Genomic DNA, 20,149 nt, shown 5'->3' on the forward strand with positions numbered 1-20,149 from the left:
GGGGGATTGGGTCAGGCCAGTTCCAGCGTGGGCGCTGGCTCGACTACTGCCACTGCAAACCGATCAGCCAAAAACGGCGTGATATCCAGCGGCAGCGGCTCGTCATTCACCAGTTTGTCCAGCAACACCCCGGTAATCGCCGACGTCAGAATCCCGGTGCGAAAGTGCCCGCAAGCATTCAGATACCCTTCCACCCCACGCATCGGCCCGAGGATCGGCAACTCATCCGGCGACCCCGGACGCAGTCCCGCCCAGGTACGTTTCAGATTGACGTCCGCGAGCTCCGGCAAGCAGCGCACCGCGCCCTGCACCAGCCCGGCAATTTCCGGGTAGGTGGTGGTGACGTCGAAGCCTTTGTCTTCGGTGGTGCTGCCGATGAGGATTTCGCCGTTGTCCTTTTGCGCCACATAGCAATCGCTGGTGGTCAGGCAGCCATTGAGGATTTTCGGCATGCGCTCGGTCAACAGGATCTGCCCTTTCACCGGTTTCACCGGAATACGAATCCCCGTCGCCCACTCGCTCAAATCCGCCGCCCAGGCGCCGGCGGCATTGATCAGCGTCTTGCAGTGAAACACGCCCGCTTCTGCCGTCTGCACGCCGGTCACGCGAGTGCCGTGATGCAGCACGCCGGTGACGTTGGTGTTGACGAAGATATCGACGCCGTTCTGCCGCGCGCCTTCCATGTAGGCATCAGCGAGACGGAACGGACTGACCTGATGATCGCAGAGAAACTCCAGCGCCCCGCGCGCCTCATGACTGACACTCGGTTCCGCCGCGCGCAACGCCGCTTGATCGAGCCAGCGCACCTGATCGGCCAGGTGTGGAATGCAGCCGACGATGTGCTCGGCGTAGAGCCGGTCTTCGTCGTCATAAATCACGAACTTCAGCCCGGTCTTTTCGAACTTGCAATCCATGCCGTGGTTGTCTTTCAGCTCGCGGTGCAGCGCCGGATAGAGCGCGTTGGACTGCAAGGCAAAATCGAAAAAGGATTCCGGCAAGATATGCGGCGTACTGGCGTCCACCGCCACCGCTGCACCCTGAGTTGCGCGCTTGCGATTGGCCGACATCATGCGAAAGAAGATCACCCCACAACCGAGGCCGACCGACTCGCCGATCGCCCACAAACCACCAGCCGAAGCGCGGGTCGCGTTGCCGGGGCGCTTGGCGTCGATCAGCGCTACTTTCAGATCTTTGCGCTTGGACAATTGGTAGGCGCAGGACGCGCCGATCACGCCGCCACCGGCAATGACCACGTCGTAGAACTTACTCATGGGAGGCGGCCTCCGTGCCGAGGGACTGGAACGCGGAAAACGGTACCGGATCAATCGGGAAGCGCGGGCGCAGCCAGCCGACATCCTGACGTCCCGTGGCCTGACGCAGACGATCGCTGCAATAGCCGACGCACATCCGCCCCTGACAATCGCCCATGCTCACGCGGGTGCGCATTTTCAGGCTGGCGATGTCTTGCACGCCCTGCTCCAGCGCCAGATCGATGTCAGCGCGGGTCGCATGTTCGCAGCGGCAGATCACCGTGTCGGCTGCGGGCAAAGCAGTCTGGCCGACGCCGCGCTCGGTGTAGCGATCCACCGCTGCACGAAAGCGCACGATGGCTCTGAGTTTGCTCGCGTAGCGGTCGCGCCTCACCCGGGCCAGTTCGGCGTCGAGCACACCGCGTTGCAGGAGGATCGAAGTGGCGGCGATCTTGCCCGCCAGCATCGCTGCTTCGCCGCCGCGGATCCCGCCCATGTCACCGGCCAGATGCACATGCGGCTCGTTGCTTTGCTGCCAGTCATTGGCGTGGGCACGCAAATAGCCATCGTCGCTGAAGCCATGATCGAGGCCCATCTGCTGGCTCAATTGCGTGCGCGGAATAAACCCATAACCAACCGCCAGCGTCTGCGCTTCGAAGCGTTCGACCCGCGACAGATCCGCCTCCCACGTCGACGAATACGGCGCGACGCTGACGCTTTTCAACTCGCCTTCACCGTGGGCTTCCACCACACCCCAGCCGTAGTTCATCGGGATGCCGTGCAACTTCAGATAAGCGAGCATGCTCAAGCCGTCGAGGAACAGTTGCGGCTTGTTCAGCAGCGCCAGACTCTCGCGGGCGATCTTGCCGAACGCACAAGCCTCGTACACCCCGGCGACGCGTACGCCCGAGGCATGCAACTGGGTCGCCACCAGCGGCAGCAACGGCCCGGTGCCGGCGATGATCACCGGCCCTTGCGGCTTGACCACGCCGCTCTTGATCTGCAATTGCAGGCCACCGAGCAGAATCACTCCCGGCAACGTCCAGCCGGGAAACGGCACGCTGCGTTCATGGCAACCAGCGGCCAGCAGCAGTTGCGGATAAGCGATCTCATGCAGTTGTTCATCGCCGTCGAGCACCACCACCGCACGAGTGCCTTCGGCGCCGACCACACGATGGTTGAGGCGCACGTCGATCAGCCCCAACTGCTGCTGAAATTCACCATGCAGTTTGCCCAGCGCTTCGGCATAACGCGGCCCGAGATAATCCAGTTGCACGCCATCGCGCAACGGCCCGCGATAGACCACGCCACCGAGGCGCGAAGCCTCTTCAAGCAAGGTGCAACGCACCCCGTGGCGCGCCAGTTCGATGGCCGCCGCCATTCCCGCCGGCCCGCCGCCGACGATCAGCGGTTGCAGGTTCATACGACCTCCTGCGCGACGACGCGGTTGACCTGGGTTTCAATCAGCATGCCGTCGCGCACCACGGTCTGACAGGCGCGGCGCTTGTGGCGACCGTTGATTTTCACCAGGCAGCACTGGCACACGCCCATGCCGCAATAGGCGCCGCTGATCTGATCGTGATCATTGCGTGCGATCTGCCGTACGCCGAGGGACTGGATGACGCTGAGGACGGTTTCGCCGATGGCGGCGCTGACCGCTTGGCCATTGATGTGCACGGTCATGTCCGCCTGCACCAAGGGCTGGATATCGAAGGATCTTTCTAGGCAGTTCATTACGGTGTTCGTCCGTGAAGATTCAATTGAGGTTGTGTCAGCTCCTTGCTGCACTACGCCTCGTCGACGCTTTTATTGCTGTGTTTTCAACGTCGACGCGGACACTTCGTCAGCGCAACAAGGTGCGCGACAAGCACTGTAGCTCATACCTCAGCAAAGGCCTGGGTCATTTACGGTAGGCGATATCGCCAGGGGAAATATTGATCCAGGCCAGGGAAATTGGCAGAGCGACAAGCGGCCGATCCGCCCAGGTGCGGATCTCGCCTTGTTGGTTGGCGGAAAACCAAAAGCCGCTGTCACCAAGTTACAGGCGGCCAAAGCAGAATTCAGCTTTGCACCATGTCAAACCAGAAAGCGTATGACCCACCCGCCGGTCACCGGCCCCCAACCGTATTCGAGCGCCTGGTAACCGCACGCAATGATTCGTCCATCGTCCATCAAGCTCATGCTCTTGTAATAACTCTGCTTCCCTTCAACTCCGAAAATGGCAAAACCTTCATTATTGAATGTCTTGTCCAGAGATCCATCAGCCAGAAAACGGGCAGCCACGTACAAATCGCTACCGTTGATGTATGCGCCGCTGCCATGCCCACCGACCACAATCGACCCATCGGTCTGGACCACGCAATGTTTCCAGTGAGTGCCCGACTTCAGCAACGGCGAGTACAAAGGTTTTCCTTTATTAAAGACCAGGTTATAGCTGCCATTGGAGTTCAAGACGACCATTGCACCTTGAAGTGCGCCCTCCGGGGCGGCAGCGCCGGTTATGACGATGAGCCCATCGCTCTCTCTTATCGATATCGCGTTGAATTCCTCATAGCGAGTCTTCAGCTTGAAAACCTCACCGCCGTTGAATGTGCTATCGATACGCCCGAATGCATCGAAACGCACTACGTAACCGCCTTGAAGGCCCGGCGTCTGGTCATGGTATCGACCGCAGACAAGGATCTTGCCGTCTGGCTGAACGGCAACACCCAACGCATAATTTGAACTGTTATCAAAGTCGATCAGGGCGAATCCGTGATGGTTGAACGTCTTGTCGCTGGTCCCGTCCGCGTTCCGTCGCAGCACGATGCCGCGCCACTTTTCCGATTCATCGTTATAGACATGGAAGATCACGACCAACTTGCCGTCGGATTGCTCAACCATGGACATGCCGGAGCCCGCAGCTGCACCCGAAGAAACGGCTCTTTGCCAATGTCGCGAGGCTGACTTCGCGTTGCCGGGCTCATGTGGCTCGGGTTTGTCCATTTGATCGAAGCGAAGGTAACGAACCCCTTTCTCACCGAAAGACTGATCCTGCTGCCCGTCACGTAGACAACGTACGAGCGCAATACCTTCCACATAGCCTTCCTGCTCATAGGTGCCCTGCAACAACCAGGCACCATCCTTCAGCGTGCTGAGCTTCAGAACATGCGCCATGGTTGCGTTTTCCAGAGCGATCTCTACAACACCCTCCTCCCCGAAGTCAGTGTCCAGCGCTCCGTCCTCGTGGAAACGTGCAACCGTTGCCGGACCATAAATTACTGAGGGGTAAAATCCGACAAGGGTCTTTTTTCCAGGCACTGCCAATACAGCTGCTGCCTCAAATCCAGGCAATCCGGCCAATGGAAAGCTCAAGCGCCCCGCATCAGCAAAAGACGGATCAAGCGTTCCTGCGTTTTCTAATTTCAATCGCGTATTCACGTCCAGTACCTCGAAGCAAATCTGAACAAACGTTTTGTTCATTCCTGCCCCGATTGCAGCACTTCCGCCTCCCGACGCCACCTGTCAAAAGTACTAGTCCTGATAACCTTGCAAGCCATATTTATGACTCTGTGAGCCATAAATGAAAAAGCCGCTTTCACCCGAAGATGAAAGCGGCAGAGGCATCCTGCCTCAGAGGGATCAGTGTACGAACAGGGCGATCAGGATGATGATCGGGATCGGTACGCCGAGGAAGAACAGCAGTAATGAGCGCATGGTGACTCTCCTTTTTAACGGACCGGAGTGGTATTGGTGTAGGTATCGACTTCGACGTACTCGACCGCATCACGACGACGACCGCCGAAGGTCGCTGCGAGGCTGGCGAAGAACGCACCGGCCAGCAGCGCGACGAACATCCATAGCGAGGTGTAGGCAGCGACTTTCGCGGCGGTGTCGGCAGCTTGCTGGGCTTTCAGTTTGGCGTCAGCGATGGCTTTCTGGGTGTTGGCGTAGATCTCGTCGACACGACGTTCAGCATCGGCCTGGCTCAGGTTGGTACGTTGCGACACCAGTTGTGCGAGGTAGGTGCGGTCTTCGGCGCTGAGCTGACCGTTGGCCAGGCTCTGGGCGAAGATGCGGGTCACGGTGCCGCGTGCCGCGTCGTCGCTGACGGCAGCCGGACGATCATCGCGGAACAGGCTGTCGACAAAATAGCCGTACTGATCGCTGTCAGTGTTGGCAGCAGCGGAGCCGGCCGCTTGACTCATCGCCCCGGCAGAGGCGCCGACAACGTTGGCACCGGCTTGCACACCGCCGCTGACCACGCTGCTCACCGAACCGACCACCAGCACAGCGGTCACCAGCGTGGCGACGCACCAGGCGAGGAAGCCGTGGGCGGTGTCGCGGAAGTAGACTTCGTCACCGTGCATGTTTGCCCACTTCACGCGCAGACGGCCGGCAATATAGCCGCCCATACCGGAAGCAATGATCTGCGTCACAGCCAGCCAGATAATCGTTGAAATGCCCAGGCCTTTGGCGCTGACGCCCTCTCCGGCCCACGGTGAAACAGCCGAAAAGCCCAGGCCGAAACCGAGCAGCACCAGAATCATCGACAGCGCAGCGGCAGCCGCAGCACCAGCGAAGATCGCGCCCCAGGACACGCCTGACACGCTGCTCGACTCTTCCAAGGCAGGATAATAGCCATCAGGGGATCTATTCATTGTTGTACTGCTCCAGGCATGAAAAATGGTGTTACAACTCGTCAAATGAGGAATTGCAGTGACCGTGCCAGTTACAGCCTTTTAATAAATCGATATTTTTCAATGATTTATAAAACTTGAACTTCCTAAGACCGTGCAATTTGCAATAAAGGGCGAACTGCTGCGGGTTTTCTGCATTGACGCCAGAACGGCAAATCCGATCAGTTCTGATTTCAGTGGGCGACGAAGATGAAAGTTAATTTAAAGCGTCACGGTAAATTCTTGGCAAAATGCTGCCATTCCGTTTGAACCGATCAGCAGGCCTGCCTATGACTCGTATCTTGACCATCGAAGACGACGCCGTGACCGCGCGGGAAATCGTTGCCGAACTGAGCAGCCACGGGCTGGACGTCGACTGGGTCGACAATGGCCGAGAAGGCCTCGACCGCGCCGTCAGCGGCAACTACGACCTGATCACCCTCGACCGCATGCTGCCCGAGCTCGATGGCCTGGCCATCGTCACCACCCTGCGCACCATGGGCGTGGCGACGCCGATTCTGATGATCAGCGCCCTCTCCGATGTAGACGAGCGGGTGCGCGGCTTGCGCGCTGGCGGTGATGACTACCTGACCAAGCCGTTCGCCACCGATGAAATGGCCGCGCGGGTTGAAGTGTTGCTGCGCCGGCAGAACAGCGTCGCCACCCAGGCGACGACGTTGAACGTCGCTGACCTCGAACTGGACCTGATCAGCCATGAAGCCCGCCGCGCCGGGCAGGTGCTGACGCTGTTGCCCACCGAATACAAACTACTCGAGTTTCTGATGCGCAACAGCGGCCAGATTCTTTCGCGAATGATGATTTTCGAAGAGGTCTGGGGTTATCACTTTGACCCGGGCACCAACCTGATCGACGTGCACATCGGCCGTCTGCGCAAGAAAATCGATGCAGCCGGCAACGTTCCGCTGATCCGCACGGTACGGGGCTCCGGCTATGTCATTGCCGAACCCGTCTGACGGCTGGCGCTCCTCCAGCAGTCGCCTGCTGGCGCTGTACAGCACGCTGTTCGTGGCCTGGAGCGCGATCCTCATGGGGGTCATGTATTACGAGGTATCCGGCTACCTCGACAAGCTCGCCAAACATTCGTTGATGCAACGTCAGCACCTGTTCTCGCACTTTCGCGGCGAGCAACTGGAAGACGCCCTCGCCGCGAGCATGACCTTCGATATTCGCGGCATCGACGCCTACGGTCTGTTCGACGCGCGGGGCAATTACCTTGGCGGTGCGTTGCAACAAATACCCGAAGGGCTGCCGCTGGACGGCAAAATCCATATGCTCGCCGAGTGCGCCGATTCCGACGACCCGACCCTGCCAAGCGACAGCTGCGATGCCGTGGCCACGCAAACCCGTGACGGGCGCTGGCTGGTGTTGCTGCGCGACAACGGCTCGCTGTTCGCGGTGACGCGGATCATTTTGCACGCGTTGTTCTGGGGCGTGTCGCTGACGATCATTCCCGGGATTGCCGGTTGGCATCTGCTGCGCCGGCGGCCGTTGCAGCGCATTCGAGCGATCCAGAACAGCGCCCAGGCGATTGTTGCCGGCGACCTGACGCACCGTTTGCCGCTGTCCAATCGCCGCGATGAACTGGACATGCTCGCCGCCATCGTCAACGCCATGCTCGAGCGCATCGAGCGGTTGATGAACGAGGTCAAAGGCGTCTGCGACAACATCGCCCACGATTTGCGCACGCCGCTGACCCGCTTGCGCGCGCAGCTGTATCGCATGCAGCAACAGGCCGGCGAAGGTTCGCAGGAGGCGGCGCAACTGGATCTGGTGCTGGCTGAAGCGGACACGCTGATGGCGCGGTTTCGTGGTTTGCTGCGGATCTCCGAACTGGAAGATCGCCAGCGCCGTTCCGGTTTTGTCGAACTTGATCCGGCGCAACTGCTGGAAGAGTTGCACGAGTTCTATCTGCCGCTGGCCGAGGAAGGCGATCTGCGTTTCCAGTTGAACATGCCGGAGACGCTGCCGCCGCTCAATGGCGACCGCGCGCTGCTGTTCGAAGCGCTCGCGAATCTACTGAGCAACTCGATCAAATTCACCCCGCCCGGCGGCACGGTGATGCTGCGTGGGGTCAATGCGAACGGGCAGACGCTCGAGGTGCATGATTCAGGGCCGGGGATTCCCGAGGCTGAACGGGAGGCGGTGTTCCAGCGTTTCTATCGCACTGAAGGTGGCCAGCCGCAGAGTGGTTTTGGCCTGGGGCTGTCGATCGTCGCGGCGATTGTCAGCCTGCATGGCTTCAGTCTTGAGGTCGGCAGCAGTGATCTGGGCGGGGCGAAACTGGTGCTGGATTGTCGGCAGAGTTTGATCAGCCAGGCCTGAGGGAATGCAATCCACCCTGTGGGAGCGAGCCTGCTCGCGAATGCGGTGGCTCAGTCACGGCAATGTTAACTGACCTGACGCCTTCGCGAGCAGGCTCGCTCCCACAGGAAATCCCATGCTTCATAGGCGCTTTGTGAATCAATCAGGTTGGGTAATTGGCCCGCAGGGCGTCGAGCCCGCCCTGATAGATGCCGTTGAATAACGCCACCACTTCTTCATCGCTCACGCCGACCGCGTTGAAGCGCCCCGACCACGTCACCCGCGCGCTTTCGCCCTGCACTTCAACCTTGATCGTCGCCAGGTAATCGCTGGCCGGGAACGGCGCCTGTTCGATCGAATAGCTGTAGGTTCTCGCAGCGTTATCGAAGGTCTGCAGACGTTCAACGACCACGCCGCCGTCAGCGGTTTTCAGGGTGCGCACGCGCCCGCCTTCGCTCAGCTCGCTGTGGGTGATCAATGGCAGCCAGTCCGGCAGCGTGTTGAAGCCGCCGATCAATTGCCAGACCTGATCGGCCGAGGCCGGGATGTCGATGATTGCGGATGCTGTTGGCATAAAACCTCTCTTTCGGAAAATTCAGATAGTCAGGCTGTCGACCACACCGCCATCGACGCGCAACGCCGCGCCAGTGGTGGCCGAGGACAGCGGTGAAGCAATGTAGGTGACCAGATGCGCCACCTCCGCAACATCCGCTACGCGCTGGATGATCGAGGTCGGACGGGCATTGCGCACAAAGGCGTCGGCTTCGTCGCGCAAGTCGCGCCCGGATGCGGCGGCCGCGTCCTTGAGCATGTCCTGCAGGCCATCGGTGAAAGTCGGCCCCGGCAGGATCGCATTGACCGTGACCCCGGTGCCAGCCAGACGTTTGGCCAAGCCGTGGGATACCGCGAGGTTGGCGCTTTTGGTCACGCCGTAATTGAGCATGTCCGCTGGCGTCGCCACCCCCGATTCCGATGACAGGAAGATCACCCGACCCCAGCCCTGCTCGACCATCGCCGGCACATAATGCCGCGCCAGGCGCACGCCGGAAATCACGTTGACCTCGTAAAAGCGCGTCCACTCGCTGTCCGGAGTCTCGAAGAAATCGACGTCGTTGAAGATGCCGAGGTTGTTCACCAGAATGTCAGCGCGCGGCTCGGCGGCGAAGAGTTTTTCCGCGCCCTCGGCCGTGCCCAGATCAGCGGTCAAACCGCGCAGCTGCGCGCCCGGCACAGCCTGGCGAATACTCGCCAGCGCCTGCTCGACCTTGGCCGTGTCGCGACCGATCACCACCACCGTGGCGCCCGCCTCGGCCAGCGACTGGCTGATGCCCAGCCCAATGCCGGCGGTACTGCCGCTGACGATGGCCAGTTTTCCGCTCAGATCAATTTTCATGGGTTTACCTCATTGGCAAGGAGTTCCACCGCGCTCGACTTTGGCGACGATTTCAGAAGCATGGTCAGCGTAGTTGCGATATTGCGCGAACGAGTGAGCTACCGACGAAAGACGGGACTGATGTTTGATCCGGGATGTTCTGCGCTTGGCAGACTGTAGCCCCTCACCCCGGCCCTCTCCCGAGGGAGAGGGAACCGATTGGGGGATATTGGAGAGTATGTCGACATGCAAGACTTTCTCTGAATCCATAATCGCCTCGGTCTTTCAGGTCGACGGTTGACCAGGCACAACGCGGTCAGTCCCCTCTCCCTCCGGGAGAGGGCTAGGGTGAGGGGCATTTCGGAACAGATCAGATTTCCGTCAAACGAAGCAAACCATCGGCGCCGACGCTGACGCTGATCGCATCGTAACTGGCCAACGTCGCATGAGCCGTTTCAATCGGATGCTGATGCGTAGTGGTAATGACCATCAACGCAGCGCCCGCCGCTTCCGCAGCCTGAATGCCGACAGTCGCGTCTTCGAAAATCAGACAGTCCGCTGGCTCGACCCCCAGCCTCTTCGCCGCCAGAAGATAACCCGAAGGATCAGGCTTTCCAGCCTTAACATCTTCCGCCGTGATCATCACCGCCGGCTCCGGGATCCCCGCCGCCGCCATCCGCCGCAGGGCCAGATCCCGTGGCGCGGACGTCACCATCGCCCAACGATTTTTCGGCAGAGCGTTGAGAAATGCCGCCGCCGCAGGAATCTCGACAATGCCTTCAACGTCTTCGATTTCGGCAGCGGTGATAAACGCCGCTTGTTCCTCGGCGTTCACGCCCGGCAGATTCAGGCGGGTGATGGTGTCGATCGCCCGCGCGCCATGGATGGTCGGCAAAAACGCTTCGACATCAACGCCATGGCGCACCGCCCACGCTGACCAGATGCGCTCGGCGGCGGCGATGGAATTGAGGACGGTGCCGTCCATGTCGAACAGGAACGCGGCGAATGCGCGATCAAAAACCGATGCTTGTGCAGACAAGAGAGCAAATCCTCTGACAGTTGGCCGGGCAGCCTGGCCCGGCAATGTAGCACTAGTCAGTGCAGCTGCGGGGCCTTGGATTTGAACGCACTTTCCACACAATCGAGCAACTGACCGATCGCCCACGGCTTCTTGATGAACGCCACCGAATGCTTGACCCCTGAGGTCTCCGGCGTCTCGTAGCCGGACATGACCATCACCGGTTTGTCCGGCCAGCGATCGCCGACCAGATTGGCCAGGTCGGCGCCGTTAAGCGTGCCGGGCATGGTGATGTCAGTCAGCAACAGCGCGACGTCCGCCGCGTTCTTTTCAAGATACAGTGAGGCGGCGTCGGCGCTGGTTTGCGGTTCGACCTTGAACCCTTCCTCCTGGAGAATTTCGCAGAGAAACTCCAGAATCAGCGGATCGTCCTCGACAACCAGAATCAACCCGCCAGGAAGGTGCGCGCTCGACGTAGGTGTAGGGCACATGAACAGCACTCCCCCGAATTACATTTTCGAATAGCGGCTTGAATCCGCTGCTTATCTGGTATGAGCAGCGCGTGTTGTAGAAATTCACTTTTGATACAGCAGATTTCGCCAAGGTGTTGTTTTTCGAAGCGCAGCGCCCGTCTGAAACCTTCATTTGTGGTTAAAATGCCGGCCCTTTGAACGGCCGAACCGTAATCCATGAACCCTGAAGCCCTCGCCACCCTCCACGCCCATTTGCTGCCTGCACTGGCGGCGGCCCCCAGCGAAACCCGCCGCTTGTTTCACGGCCGCGGGCGCTGCTGGCCGGGGCTGGAACAGCTGACCGTGGACTGGCTGCAGGGCGTGGTGCTGGTGTCGCTGTTCAAGGAGCCGGCGCCGGAGCAGCTGCAAGGTCTGCGGGACTCGCTGCAGCAACTCGCCGCCTCGCCCGAATGGCAGCAATCCGGCGCGCACAGCCTGCTGATCCAGCACCGTTACCTGGTGCAGAGTACGGCCGAATGGCTGATCGGCGAGGAGATCGAGGAAATGACCATCGTCGAGGGTGGCTTGCAGTACCGCGTCGACTTGGGGCGCAAGCAAAACACCGGGCTGTTTCTCGACATGCGTTTCGGACGCAACTGGGTGCGCGAGCAAGCGGCGGGCAAGCGCGTGTTGAACCTGTTCGCCTACACCTGCGGCTTTTCCGTAGCAGCGATCGAGGGCGGCGCCACCCATGTGGTCAACCTCGACATGTCCCGCGCTGCCCTGAGCCGTGGGCGCGACAATCACCGCCTGAACGGGCACGACCTGAGCAAGGTCAGTTTCCTCGGTCACGACCTGTTCAAATCCTGGGGCAAGGTGATCAACAGCGGCCCCTACGATCTGGTGATCATCGACCCGCCGTCGTTCCAGAAGGGCAGTTTTCTGCTGACCAAGGACTATCAGCGCGTACTGCGCCGCTTGCCGGAACTGCTGACCGCGCAAGGCACGGTGCTGGCGTGCATGAACGATCCGTCGTTCGGTTCGGACTTTCTCATTGATGGCGTGACCCAGGAAGCGCCGAGCCTGCGCTTCGACCATCGACTGGACAACCCGCCGGAGTTTCCCGATGTGGACCCGGAAAGCGGCCTGAAGGCCCTGATCTTCCAGCGCAGCCACTGACACAGCGTAAGTTCACCTGTGGGAGCGAGCCTGCTCGCGAAAGCGGTGTGTCAGATATGAATTTGGTGGCTGACACACCGCTATCGCGAGCAGGCTCACTCCTACAGGGGTGCGTGCGCATCAGCCCTCGGCGCGAATCGAGCGCCATGCCGCTTGCGCGAGCACTTCGCGATAGGCGCGCGGGCTGCCTTTCACCCGCCCTGCCAGCCAGGCCCGGCAATAGCTGTCCGCCTGACCGATGATCAGCGATGGCAGCAATTCGGCAGGCAGTTCCTGCAGTTCGGCCGCACGACCCGATTCCGCCAGCCACTGGCGCAAACGCAGACTGCGCGTCTTGTTGCGCTCGGCCAGTTCGTCCTTGAACGGGCCTTTGGTCACGGCGAACCGGGCGTGGTACTGGAATCGCGCCCACTGCGGCTGTTGCTCGACCCAGTCAACATAGCTGAAGACGAGCGCCTGCACGCCTTCTTCAGTGGTAGCGGCCGCGTCCAGATACGCATCGCGCAAACGCGCCTGATCCTCCAGCGCGGTGAAAAACAGCGCCGCAACCAGCCCTTCCTTGTTGCCGAAATGGTGATAGATCGCGCCGACGCTGGTGTCGCATTCGGCGCGAATCATCTCGATGGTGGTTGCCTCGATTCCCTGTTCGTTGAACAGGTTCAAGGCCTTGCGAAAGATATCGCGTTTGAGTTCGGCGCGGCGGCCGGGGTAACTGCGTTCCAGTAGATCGGCGGTGTCCATGCTGCTCGGGGTCCGAAAAGGGGTTGAACAAGGCAAGGTTTGCCCATGGGGAAATTGCGCCTAGGTTGACAGATTTGCCGCGAACAGAATACCGTTCCGTTACAGAACATTATTCTGTAACGGAACATCATTCTGCTAAATCACTCAGTGAGGCATCCCATGAGTCAATCTCTCAGCATGTTCAACAGCGTCGGCCCGGACGCTTTCAGCAAGATGGCCTGCCAGTTCGCCCCGTACTTCAGCAGCATCAACCCGCTGATTTCCGAGTTGCGCCCGAATGCCGCCACCGTGCACGTGCCGTTTCGCAAGGAAATCACCAACCACCTCGGCACGGTACACGCGATCGCCATGTGCAACGCGGCGGAACTGGCGGGAGGAATGATGACCGATGTATCGATCCCGGCCGGCGCACGCTGGATTCCAAAGGGCATGACCGTGGAATACCTGGCCAAGGCGAAAACCGACGTCACCGCCGTAGCCAGCGCTGAAGGCGTCGATTGGCAAAGCGACGGCGACAAGGTGGTCAACGTCGACATTCACGATACCGAGGGCAAAAAAGTCTTCACCGCGCGCATCACCATGAACGTCAAGCTCGGTTGAGATTGCAGGCACAAAAAAGCCCTTGCTACGACATGCGCAGCAAGGGCTTTTTATTGGCCGGGTCAGTGCAGGGTCAGGCGCTGGCGGACAAATTCCTCTACGTGGCGACTGGTTTGATCCAGATGCCGGTCGCGTTGTTTTTCCGCATCAAGCATCGCGCGCTTGCCGTTCTTTTGCAGCAGGTAGGTATGAATCTGCTGCACTTCCAGCGAGCGGTAGATCGGCGTGGTGTCAATGAACCCACGCAAACCGTTGCTGCGGTAATGCCGCGTGCTCATCAGCACCTGGGTTTCGCGCTGGCCGATCACTTCAAAACCCAGCGCCTCGAAATACGGAACCTTGCCGATGCTGCAGGCCAGTTCCGCATGCGGATAACGCCCGACCATGTCCGCGAGCAGCGCCCGCGCCACACCCTGACGCCGATGGCCTTCACGAACCGCCATGTACGCAACGCTGCACGCTTCCCAATCGCCTTGGACCGGCAGGTACAGCAGAAATCCGATGACCTGCTCCGGATCCTCATTATCGGTGGCCACCAGCAATTCCACCTCGGTACCCTTCTGCCCGTTCAACGCCTCGAGATACAGATGCACCTCATAACCGACCGCGTACTGATAAACGTTGTACAGCAGATTGCTCGGACCGAGGCCCACCGCACTAATGTCGGTCAGGTAATCGACGACCATTTGCAGGATCTGGCTGTTGACGCTTTCAGGGCATGGGGAGGTGTAATGGGTGATGCGTGGCATGGGCAAACTCCGGCGATAAAAAACGTTGCCGATGATCTGAGCCGTCGACGAACCGCGACATCATACCGTGCCGGGACCATTGAACCTTCACTGTTGCGGCGCGACTACGCGGAATTTGATGTTGATGTCCCTGGAAACAATGCTGTCCGCCCACTCGCCAGCTCCGAGCCCGAACTCGTCGCGATTGAGCACCAGCTCGCCATCGAAGATGCCGATGGCGTTGTCCGGTTTCAGCTCCACCGGCACCTCGACCTCGCGAGTGATGCCCTTGAGCGTGAGCTGCCCGGCGATCTGGTAACGGTGCTCGGCCACCTGCCTGAAACGGTTGGACTCGAACACCGCAAGCGGGAATTTCTCGGTGTCGAACCAGGCCGGCTTAACCAGCTCGGTATTGGCGTCTTCGCTGCCGGCGTCGATGCTGCTGAGGTCGATATGCAACGTGGTGCGGGCGTTGGCAAGGTTGTTGGTGTCGAAGTCGAGCATTGCCTCGAACTTGCCGAAGGTGCCGTACATTCGCGAGCCCATTTGCTGGTAGGTGAAGCTGATCTGGCTGGCGCTGGTATTGACGCGCGTGTATACGGCGGCTTGAGCGGCTGCTGTGACACAGAGGTAAAACGCGGCAACCAGCGGCAATCGCATCGACATGGAATTCTCCGGGCGGCGTGTGCCGTCGAGGGTCTCGGGTGACTTAAGCAAACAACCCGCCGATATGCCAGCGCCTATATCAACCGCTCGATTTTCTGATGCTTCCACACCAGCTTGTAATACAGGGTCTGCAAAATCAGCATCCCCAGGTAGGCAACCGGGAACGCCATCCACACCCCCTGCAAATCGAACTGCCCGTCCAGCCAGTACGCCGCAGGCAACTGCACGCCGACCACGCAGACAATCGAAATGACCACCGGCACCAGCACCGTGCCGCTGGCACGCATGATTCCACCGATGATGGCCTGGAAGCCGAACACCAACAGGCTCCAGAGCATGATATGCAACAAGTGCTCGGCCATCGCCCGGGTCGAGTCCTCGGTCAGGAACAGGCCCAGCAACCAGTGCGACAGCAGATAACCCAGCACAATCAGGCCACCGGTCAGGCACACATTGATCAGCAGCCCGGTGCGCAGGATCGGCCCCATGCGTTGCAGATGTCCGGCGCCGATCGCCTGGGCGCCGAGGATCGATGCAGTGATCGCAATCGACAGCGCGGGAAACTGCACATAGTTGACGATCTGGGTCACCGCGCCATAAGCCGCCGTCGCTTGCGAACCGTGCTGGTTGACCAGTGCCAGAATCACCAGCTCCGACAACGACAGCACGATCATCTGCACGCCGGTGGGCAGGCCGATGCGCAAAACCTTGCCGAGGATCACCCGGTCCAGTCGCAGCGCTGCGAAAAATTCTCGATCCGGCGCCAGCGGATGGCCCTTGCGGATCAGCCGCCAGGCCAGCCATGCCATTGCTGACAGATTTCCCGCCAGCCCGGCATACGCCGCGCTCTGAATGCCAAGGGGCGGCAAACCGAACCAGCCGCGAATCAATGCCGGCGTCAGCGCCAGCCCCACGGCGGTGGAGACGATCAGCGCGAGCAATGGCGAGAGCGTATCGCTGACGCCGCGCAGCAATTGGGTGAACAGCACGAATACCAGCAACGACGGCAGAATCCACAACATGACGTGGGCATAGTCCACCGCATCGTCGAGCACATCCATCGGCGTGCCCAGCCCGGTCAGTGCCTGGCGCGCAAACACGGTGCCGAGCACTGCGGCAACCAGACCGATCAACACCCCCAGCAGCAACGTGGCTCCGGCAATCGCCTTGACCATATGCGTTTCGCGCGCGCCCCACGCCTGGCCGATCAACACGCCCGCGCCAGCACCAAGGCCGATGACCAGGGCGATGAAAAAGAACACGACGGGGAACATGCCGGACACCGCCGCCAGCGCTTGAGTGCCGAGCATCTGGCCGATGTAGATGCTGTTGACCGTCCCGGACATCGATTGCAGGAAGTTCGACAGCACCATCGGCGCGAGAAACAGCAGATAGGTTTGCCAGAGGGGTTTGGCGAAGGTGGCGCTTTGCATTGAACGGAGGTCCATCTCGACGGCGGCAGGCCTGGTTGACGATAGCTTCGATGAGTTGCGTGCAGCGTGCAATCAACATTTCCGGACGGTGTTGATTGTCTGTTTTGCATTTGTGTAAATGCCAGAGAGCGCTTTGTGTCAGTGTGCGGCTGTGGTAAATCAGCGACTCTCTCGACACGTACTATTGAGGCTCGGTTCATGCGTAACGTTGCAAATTTCCTGATCGGCCCCCTCCTCCTTCTGTTCGCCGCCTGCGCTCAGGCGGCCGCACCCGCAGCGGCGCCTGCTTCATTGCAACCGCTATTGGCCACATTGAACGAACGCCTGAACATCGGTGACCTGGTCGCGCTGACCAAGTGGGACAGCGGCAAGCCGATTCAGGACAGCCCGCGTGAGGCGCAGGTCATCGCCAATGCCCGAACCCTGGCCGCCGAACACAAGCTGGACCCGGACGATGTCGCGCAGTTGATCGCCGCGCAAATGGAAGCGAACAAACTGGTGCAATACGGTCTGCTCGCACAATGGCAAGCGGCGGCTGCGGTACCAGACACGCCGCGCCCGGACCTGGGCAAGCAGATCCGTCCGCGTCTGGATGAACTGCAAAAGCGCCTGTTGCAGCAGTACGCCGAATTCGCGCCCTTTCGCCAGGATCCGGATTGCCCGGCCTGGCTGGCCGATGCACGCAGCGGTCTGGCCTCCGGTGCACTGCATGATCTGGCTCTGATTCGCGCCAGCGGCGAGTTGTGCATCCGGGCAAAATCGCTCTGAATCAACAGTCTTGGCAAACATCATCAGCGTCGATGTTCACCATCACGTCAATGAAGTTCTCATAAAATCTGCGCGGCGTAACATCGGCTCCAGACAAACAAACAACTTCCTGGAGCACACGATCATGAAACGCCAAACCCTTCTCGGCATCGTTTTCTCGGTTTTCGCAGTTAACGCTTTTGCAGCAACCCCTGTTCACACCCTGGTCGCTGAAGGCGGCTCGGACAAGCTGATCGAAAGCCGCTTGGCTGAGGGTGGCTCGGATCGTCTGATCGAACGCCGCGTTGCCGAAGGTGGTTCGGATCGCCTGATCGAACGCCGTGTTGCCGAAGGTGGTTCGGATCGCCTGATCGAACGCCGTGTTGCCGAAGGTGGCTCGGATCGCCTGAACGAACGCCGTGTTGCCGAAGGCGGCTCGGATCGCCTGATCGAACGCCGCGTTGCCGAAGGCGGCTCGGATCGCCTGATCGAACGCCGTGTTGCCGAAGGTGGCTCGGATCGCCTGATCGAACGCCGCGTTGCCGAAGGTGGTTCGGATCGCCTGATCGAACGCCGCGTTGCATGAATCAATCGCTGGTACGCAACGCCCATGAAAAAGCCCGGCCTGATCAGCCGGGCTTTTTTGCATTCAGCCGTCGCTTACTGCGCGGTTTTCAGCTTGACCACGTCGCCGGAAATCGTGGTGGTGTAGCCGGTCAGGACCCAGGCCCAGAACCAGTTTTCCTGCACTTGGGTGTTGATCATCGCATCGCCGCCCTTGGCCTGAATGGCCGCGTTTTGCGCGCGCACAAATCGGCTGTTCTGGCGGATCGGGATAATGCCAAACAGCAGCAGGCCGGTGGCCGAAGCTTCGCTGTGGCCAACCACGGTGTATTGGTTGCTGTCGTAATGTGCGGTTTTCATCGGGGCGCCGGTGCAACCTGCCAGAACCACACCGAACAGTGCGGCGGCGACTACTTTGCTGAGGTATTTCACAGTAAAACTCCATGGGGGAACGCCCGGGATCCGTCTCGCGGGCGGCGCGCATGTTAACCAAAATGATGGCTCATTGGTATCATCTTTCTTGCATTTCCATGAACCGGTTCGCTGGCCGGTCATCGGCGATGTCGCATACCATGGCGCCACTTCAATAAAGACAGACATCGCCCCCCATGTTCAAAGCCAGCCTGCGTAGTCATCTCACCCTGTGGTTCGGCGGTTTGTCGCTGCTGACGCTGTTGAGCGTGGGTTTTTATGTCGGTCACATCGCCACCGAACAAATGAAACAGGCCAGCGGCAATGCCTTGCTGAACACGGCGCGATCGGCGGCGACGTTATTGGGCGAACAATTGCGCGAGCGGCAACTGGAGGTCTACCTGCTCAGTCGCGCGCCGCATCTGGAGCGTGGTGATCTGGATAACCCGAACATTCTCAAATCGATGCAGCTGCGCACGCAGGCACGGGCTGAATATGCGTGGATGGGCGTCACCGACGCCGAAGGCAACGTCCGCCAGGCCGTCAACGATTTGCTGGTCGGCCAATCAGTACAAAAACGCCCATGGTTCCAGATCGGCTTGCGCCGGCAATACACCGGCGATCCCCACGAAGCAGTATTGCTGGCGAAGTTGCTGCCGGGCCTGCCCAATGGCGAGCCGCTGCGCTTCATCGATTTTGCCGCGCCGATCCACAACACCGAAGGCCAAGTGATTGGCGTGCTGGGCGCACATGCACACTGGAGCTGGGTGACCCGCATCGTCGAGTCGGCGGCGTTTTCGCACAAAAGCTCGGCGCCGGATATCCAGGCGCTGATCGTCGACCACGATGGCAAGGTGCTCTACCCCGAAGCGCTGATGGGGCAACAATTGGCGACCAACGACTCGCTGTCGCCGGGCTGGACGGCGGCCAACGGTTACCTGACCAGCATGGTCACCGTGCCGACGCCATCGGGCACGGCGCTGTCGTGGTCGATCGCCATTCGCCAGCCACTGGAAACCGCGCTGCAACCGGCGCGAACGCTGCAATACGAATTGCTGATACTCGGCGTATTCGCCGCCATCGTTTTCGGGCTGGTGGCTTATTACCTGGCGCTGTACCTGAGCCGCCCGATCGAACAACTCGCACACTCGGCCAAGCAGGTGCAAAACAACCAGGCCGGCGTGCAGTTCCAGCTCCAGCATCCGGTGCTGGAAATTGCCCAGCTCGGCCAGTCCATCGATGCGATGACCCAATCGCTGCTCGGCAAGGAACGCGAACTGCAAGACGCCAACGCGACCCTGGAAGCCACCGTTGCGCAACGTACCGCCGCGCTCACCGAAGCCAATGCCGAGCTGCTCAATCTGGCGACACACGACGGCCTGACCGGGGTTTACAACCGCCGCCGGTTTGACGAAAAAATCACTGAGTATTCACTGCTGTCCCGGCGCACCGGGCGCCCGTATGCCCTGCTGTTGATCGATGCCGACCACTTCAAACGCATCAATGACAGCCACGGCCACGCGATCGGTGACGAGGTTCTGCAACAACTGGCGACATTGATTCAGAACAGCGTACGCAGCACCGATTTCGTCGCCCGTTACGGTGGAGAAGAGTTCGCCGTACTGCTACCGGAAGTCGCGCAACCCGACACCCCGGAAGTCGTCGCCGAGAAGATTCGCGCAGCGGTGGCCGACGCGGAGTTTCCCGGCGTAGGCACCGTCACGGTGAGTATTGGCCTGGGCCTGGCAGATCCGGCAGACAACAACCACACGGCCCTGATCAAACGCGCCGATCAGCAGCTGTATCAGGCGAAGGCTGCGGGGCGCAATCAGGTGGCGTTCCACCCCCATTGACACCGACGTATATCAACCAGAGACAGGTCGGCCCGCCGACCCCATCGCTGGCAAGCCAGCTCCCACAGGGATTGAGTAAACCTGCTATTCAACGGTGTTTTTGAGATAGCTATCGCGAGCAGGCTCACTCCTACAAAAGCAAGAGCAAGAGCAAG

General features: G+C 60.2%; 21 protein-coding genes. 7 read left to right on the plus strand and 14 right to left on the minus strand.

The window, feature by feature from the left end; genetic code table 11:
- Positions 1 to 11 precede the first annotated feature (11 nt).
- The 5 genes from hcnC to GXB78_RS18440 all read right to left on the minus strand — a co-directional run bounded on the left by hcnC (position 12) and on the right by GXB78_RS18440 (position 5,890).
- Positions 12 to 1,271, minus strand: a complete 1,260-nt coding sequence (gene hcnC / locus GXB78_RS18420; protein WP_329516460.1) for a cyanide-forming glycine dehydrogenase subunit HcnC — start codon at positions 1,269 to 1,271, stop codon at positions 12 to 14.
- Positions 1,264 to 2,673 (minus strand): cyanide-forming glycine dehydrogenase subunit HcnB, encoded by a 1,410-nt coding sequence (gene hcnB / locus GXB78_RS18425; protein WP_329516461.1) that lies wholly within the window; start codon positions 2,671 to 2,673, stop codon positions 1,264 to 1,266. The genes hcnC and hcnB overlap by 8 nt, the downstream gene beginning before the upstream one ends.
- Complete coding sequence (locus tag GXB78_RS18430; RefSeq protein WP_329516462.1) at positions 2,670 to 2,984, minus strand: (2Fe-2S)-binding protein; 315 nt, start codon at positions 2,982 to 2,984, stop codon at positions 2,670 to 2,672. The genes hcnB and GXB78_RS18430 overlap by 4 nt, the downstream gene beginning before the upstream one ends.
- A 342-nt stretch (positions 2,985 to 3,326) precedes the next feature.
- Positions 3,327 to 4,712 (minus strand): NHL repeat-containing protein, encoded by a 1,386-nt coding sequence (locus GXB78_RS18435; protein WP_329516464.1) that lies wholly within the window; start codon positions 4,710 to 4,712, stop codon positions 3,327 to 3,329.
- Between the two features lie 248 nt (positions 4,713 to 4,960).
- Positions 4,961 to 5,890: a hypothetical protein gene (locus GXB78_RS18440; RefSeq protein WP_329516465.1), complete on the minus strand. Its 930-nt coding sequence runs from the start codon at positions 5,888 to 5,890 to the stop codon at positions 4,961 to 4,963.
- Positions 5,891 to 6,198: 308 nt separating this feature from the next.
- On the opposite strand from GXB78_RS18440, the gene GXB78_RS18445 reads away from it, so the two are divergent.
- Entirely contained in the window at positions 6,199 to 6,882 is a 684-nt protein-coding gene (locus GXB78_RS18445; RefSeq protein WP_016775228.1) for a response regulator transcription factor, read from the plus strand.
- Positions 6,860 to 8,251, plus strand: a complete 1,392-nt coding sequence (locus GXB78_RS18450; protein ID WP_329516466.1) for a sensor histidine kinase — start codon at positions 6,860 to 6,862, stop codon at positions 8,249 to 8,251. The genes GXB78_RS18445 and GXB78_RS18450 overlap by 23 nt, the downstream gene beginning before the upstream one ends.
- Positions 8,252 to 8,393: 142 nt before the next feature.
- On the opposite strand, the gene GXB78_RS18455 is transcribed toward GXB78_RS18450, so the two are convergent.
- From GXB78_RS18455 to GXB78_RS18470, 4 genes are all read right to left on the minus strand, one after another.
- Positions 8,394 to 8,804: an SRPBCC family protein gene (locus GXB78_RS18455; RefSeq protein ID WP_329516467.1), complete on the minus strand. Its 411-nt coding sequence runs from the start codon at positions 8,802 to 8,804 to the stop codon at positions 8,394 to 8,396.
- Between the two features lie 21 nt (positions 8,805 to 8,825).
- A complete protein-coding gene (locus tag GXB78_RS18460) occupies positions 8,826 to 9,623 on the minus strand; it encodes an SDR family NAD(P)-dependent oxidoreductase (RefSeq protein WP_329516469.1) in 798 nt (265 codons plus the stop codon).
- Positions 9,624 to 9,972: 349 nt separating this feature from the next.
- Complete coding sequence (locus GXB78_RS18465) at positions 9,973 to 10,641, minus strand: HAD-IA family hydrolase (RefSeq protein WP_329516470.1); 669 nt, start codon at positions 10,639 to 10,641, stop codon at positions 9,973 to 9,975.
- Between the two features lie 56 nt (positions 10,642 to 10,697).
- A complete protein-coding gene (locus GXB78_RS18470) occupies positions 10,698 to 11,111 on the minus strand; it encodes a response regulator (RefSeq protein ID WP_329516471.1) in 414 nt (137 codons plus the stop codon).
- A 198-nt stretch (positions 11,112 to 11,309) separates the two neighbouring features.
- On the opposite strand from GXB78_RS18470, the gene GXB78_RS18475 reads away from it, so the two are divergent.
- The gene (locus GXB78_RS18475) at positions 11,310 to 12,251 is read left to right on the plus strand and encodes a class I SAM-dependent methyltransferase (RefSeq protein WP_329516472.1); all 942 of its coding nucleotides are present in this window, start codon (positions 11,310 to 11,312) and stop codon (positions 12,249 to 12,251) included.
- Between the two features lie 120 nt (positions 12,252 to 12,371).
- On the opposite strand, the gene GXB78_RS18480 is transcribed toward GXB78_RS18475, so the two are convergent.
- On the minus strand, positions 12,372 to 12,992 hold the full coding sequence (locus GXB78_RS18480; RefSeq protein WP_329516473.1) for a TetR/AcrR family transcriptional regulator: 621 nt from the start codon (positions 12,990 to 12,992) through the stop codon (positions 12,372 to 12,374).
- A gap of 159 nt (positions 12,993 to 13,151) precedes the next feature.
- On the opposite strand from GXB78_RS18480, the gene GXB78_RS18485 reads away from it, so the two are divergent.
- On the plus strand, positions 13,152 to 13,592 hold the full coding sequence (locus GXB78_RS18485; protein ID WP_329516474.1) for a hotdog fold domain-containing protein: 441 nt from the start codon (positions 13,152 to 13,154) through the stop codon (positions 13,590 to 13,592).
- Positions 13,593 to 13,654: 62 nt separating this feature from the next.
- Here GXB78_RS18485 and GXB78_RS18490 read toward each other — a convergent pair whose 3' ends face one another.
- The 3 genes from GXB78_RS18490 to GXB78_RS18500 all read right to left on the minus strand — a co-directional run bounded on the left by GXB78_RS18490 (position 13,655) and on the right by GXB78_RS18500 (position 16,419).
- Positions 13,655 to 14,341 carry a GNAT family N-acetyltransferase gene (locus GXB78_RS18490; protein ID WP_329516475.1) on the minus strand — a complete coding sequence of 229 codons (687 nt, stop codon included), beginning with the start codon at positions 14,339 to 14,341 and terminating at the stop codon, positions 13,655 to 13,657.
- Positions 14,342 to 14,428: 87 nt separating this feature from the next.
- Positions 14,429 to 14,986 carry a YceI family protein gene (locus tag GXB78_RS18495; protein WP_329516476.1) on the minus strand — a complete coding sequence of 186 codons (558 nt, stop codon included), beginning with the start codon at positions 14,984 to 14,986 and terminating at the stop codon, positions 14,429 to 14,431.
- A gap of 74 nt (positions 14,987 to 15,060) precedes the next feature.
- On the minus strand, positions 15,061 to 16,419 hold the full coding sequence (locus GXB78_RS18500) for an MATE family efflux transporter (RefSeq protein ID WP_329516477.1): 1,359 nt from the start codon (positions 16,417 to 16,419) through the stop codon (positions 15,061 to 15,063).
- A 198-nt stretch (positions 16,420 to 16,617) separates the two neighbouring features.
- Between GXB78_RS18500 and GXB78_RS18505 the strand changes: the two genes are divergently transcribed.
- Both GXB78_RS18505 and GXB78_RS18510 read left to right on the plus strand, forming a co-directional pair.
- Positions 16,618 to 17,187 carry a chorismate mutase gene (locus GXB78_RS18505; protein WP_329516478.1) on the plus strand — a complete coding sequence of 190 codons (570 nt, stop codon included), beginning with the start codon at positions 16,618 to 16,620 and terminating at the stop codon, positions 17,185 to 17,187.
- 124 nt (positions 17,188 to 17,311) lie between these two features.
- A complete protein-coding gene (locus GXB78_RS18510) occupies positions 17,312 to 17,752 on the plus strand; it encodes a phage infection protein (protein ID WP_329516479.1) in 441 nt (146 codons plus the stop codon).
- Positions 17,753 to 17,826: 74 nt separating this feature from the next.
- On the opposite strand, the gene GXB78_RS18515 is transcribed toward GXB78_RS18510, so the two are convergent.
- A complete protein-coding gene (locus GXB78_RS18515) occupies positions 17,827 to 18,162 on the minus strand; it encodes a hypothetical protein (protein WP_024013386.1) in 336 nt (111 codons plus the stop codon).
- A gap of 176 nt (positions 18,163 to 18,338) precedes the next feature.
- Between GXB78_RS18515 and GXB78_RS18520 the strand changes: the two genes are divergently transcribed.
- Positions 18,339 to 19,994: a sensor domain-containing diguanylate cyclase gene (locus GXB78_RS18520; protein ID WP_329516480.1), complete on the plus strand. Its 1,656-nt coding sequence runs from the start codon at positions 18,339 to 18,341 to the stop codon at positions 19,992 to 19,994.
- Positions 19,995 to 20,149: the final 155 nt, after the last annotated feature.

Origin of the sequence: Pseudomonas moraviensis subsp. stanleyae (assembly GCF_036283065.1) — a bacterium.
Classification (GTDB): domain Bacteria; phylum Pseudomonadota; class Gammaproteobacteria; order Pseudomonadales; family Pseudomonadaceae; genus Aquipseudomonas; species Aquipseudomonas stanleyae.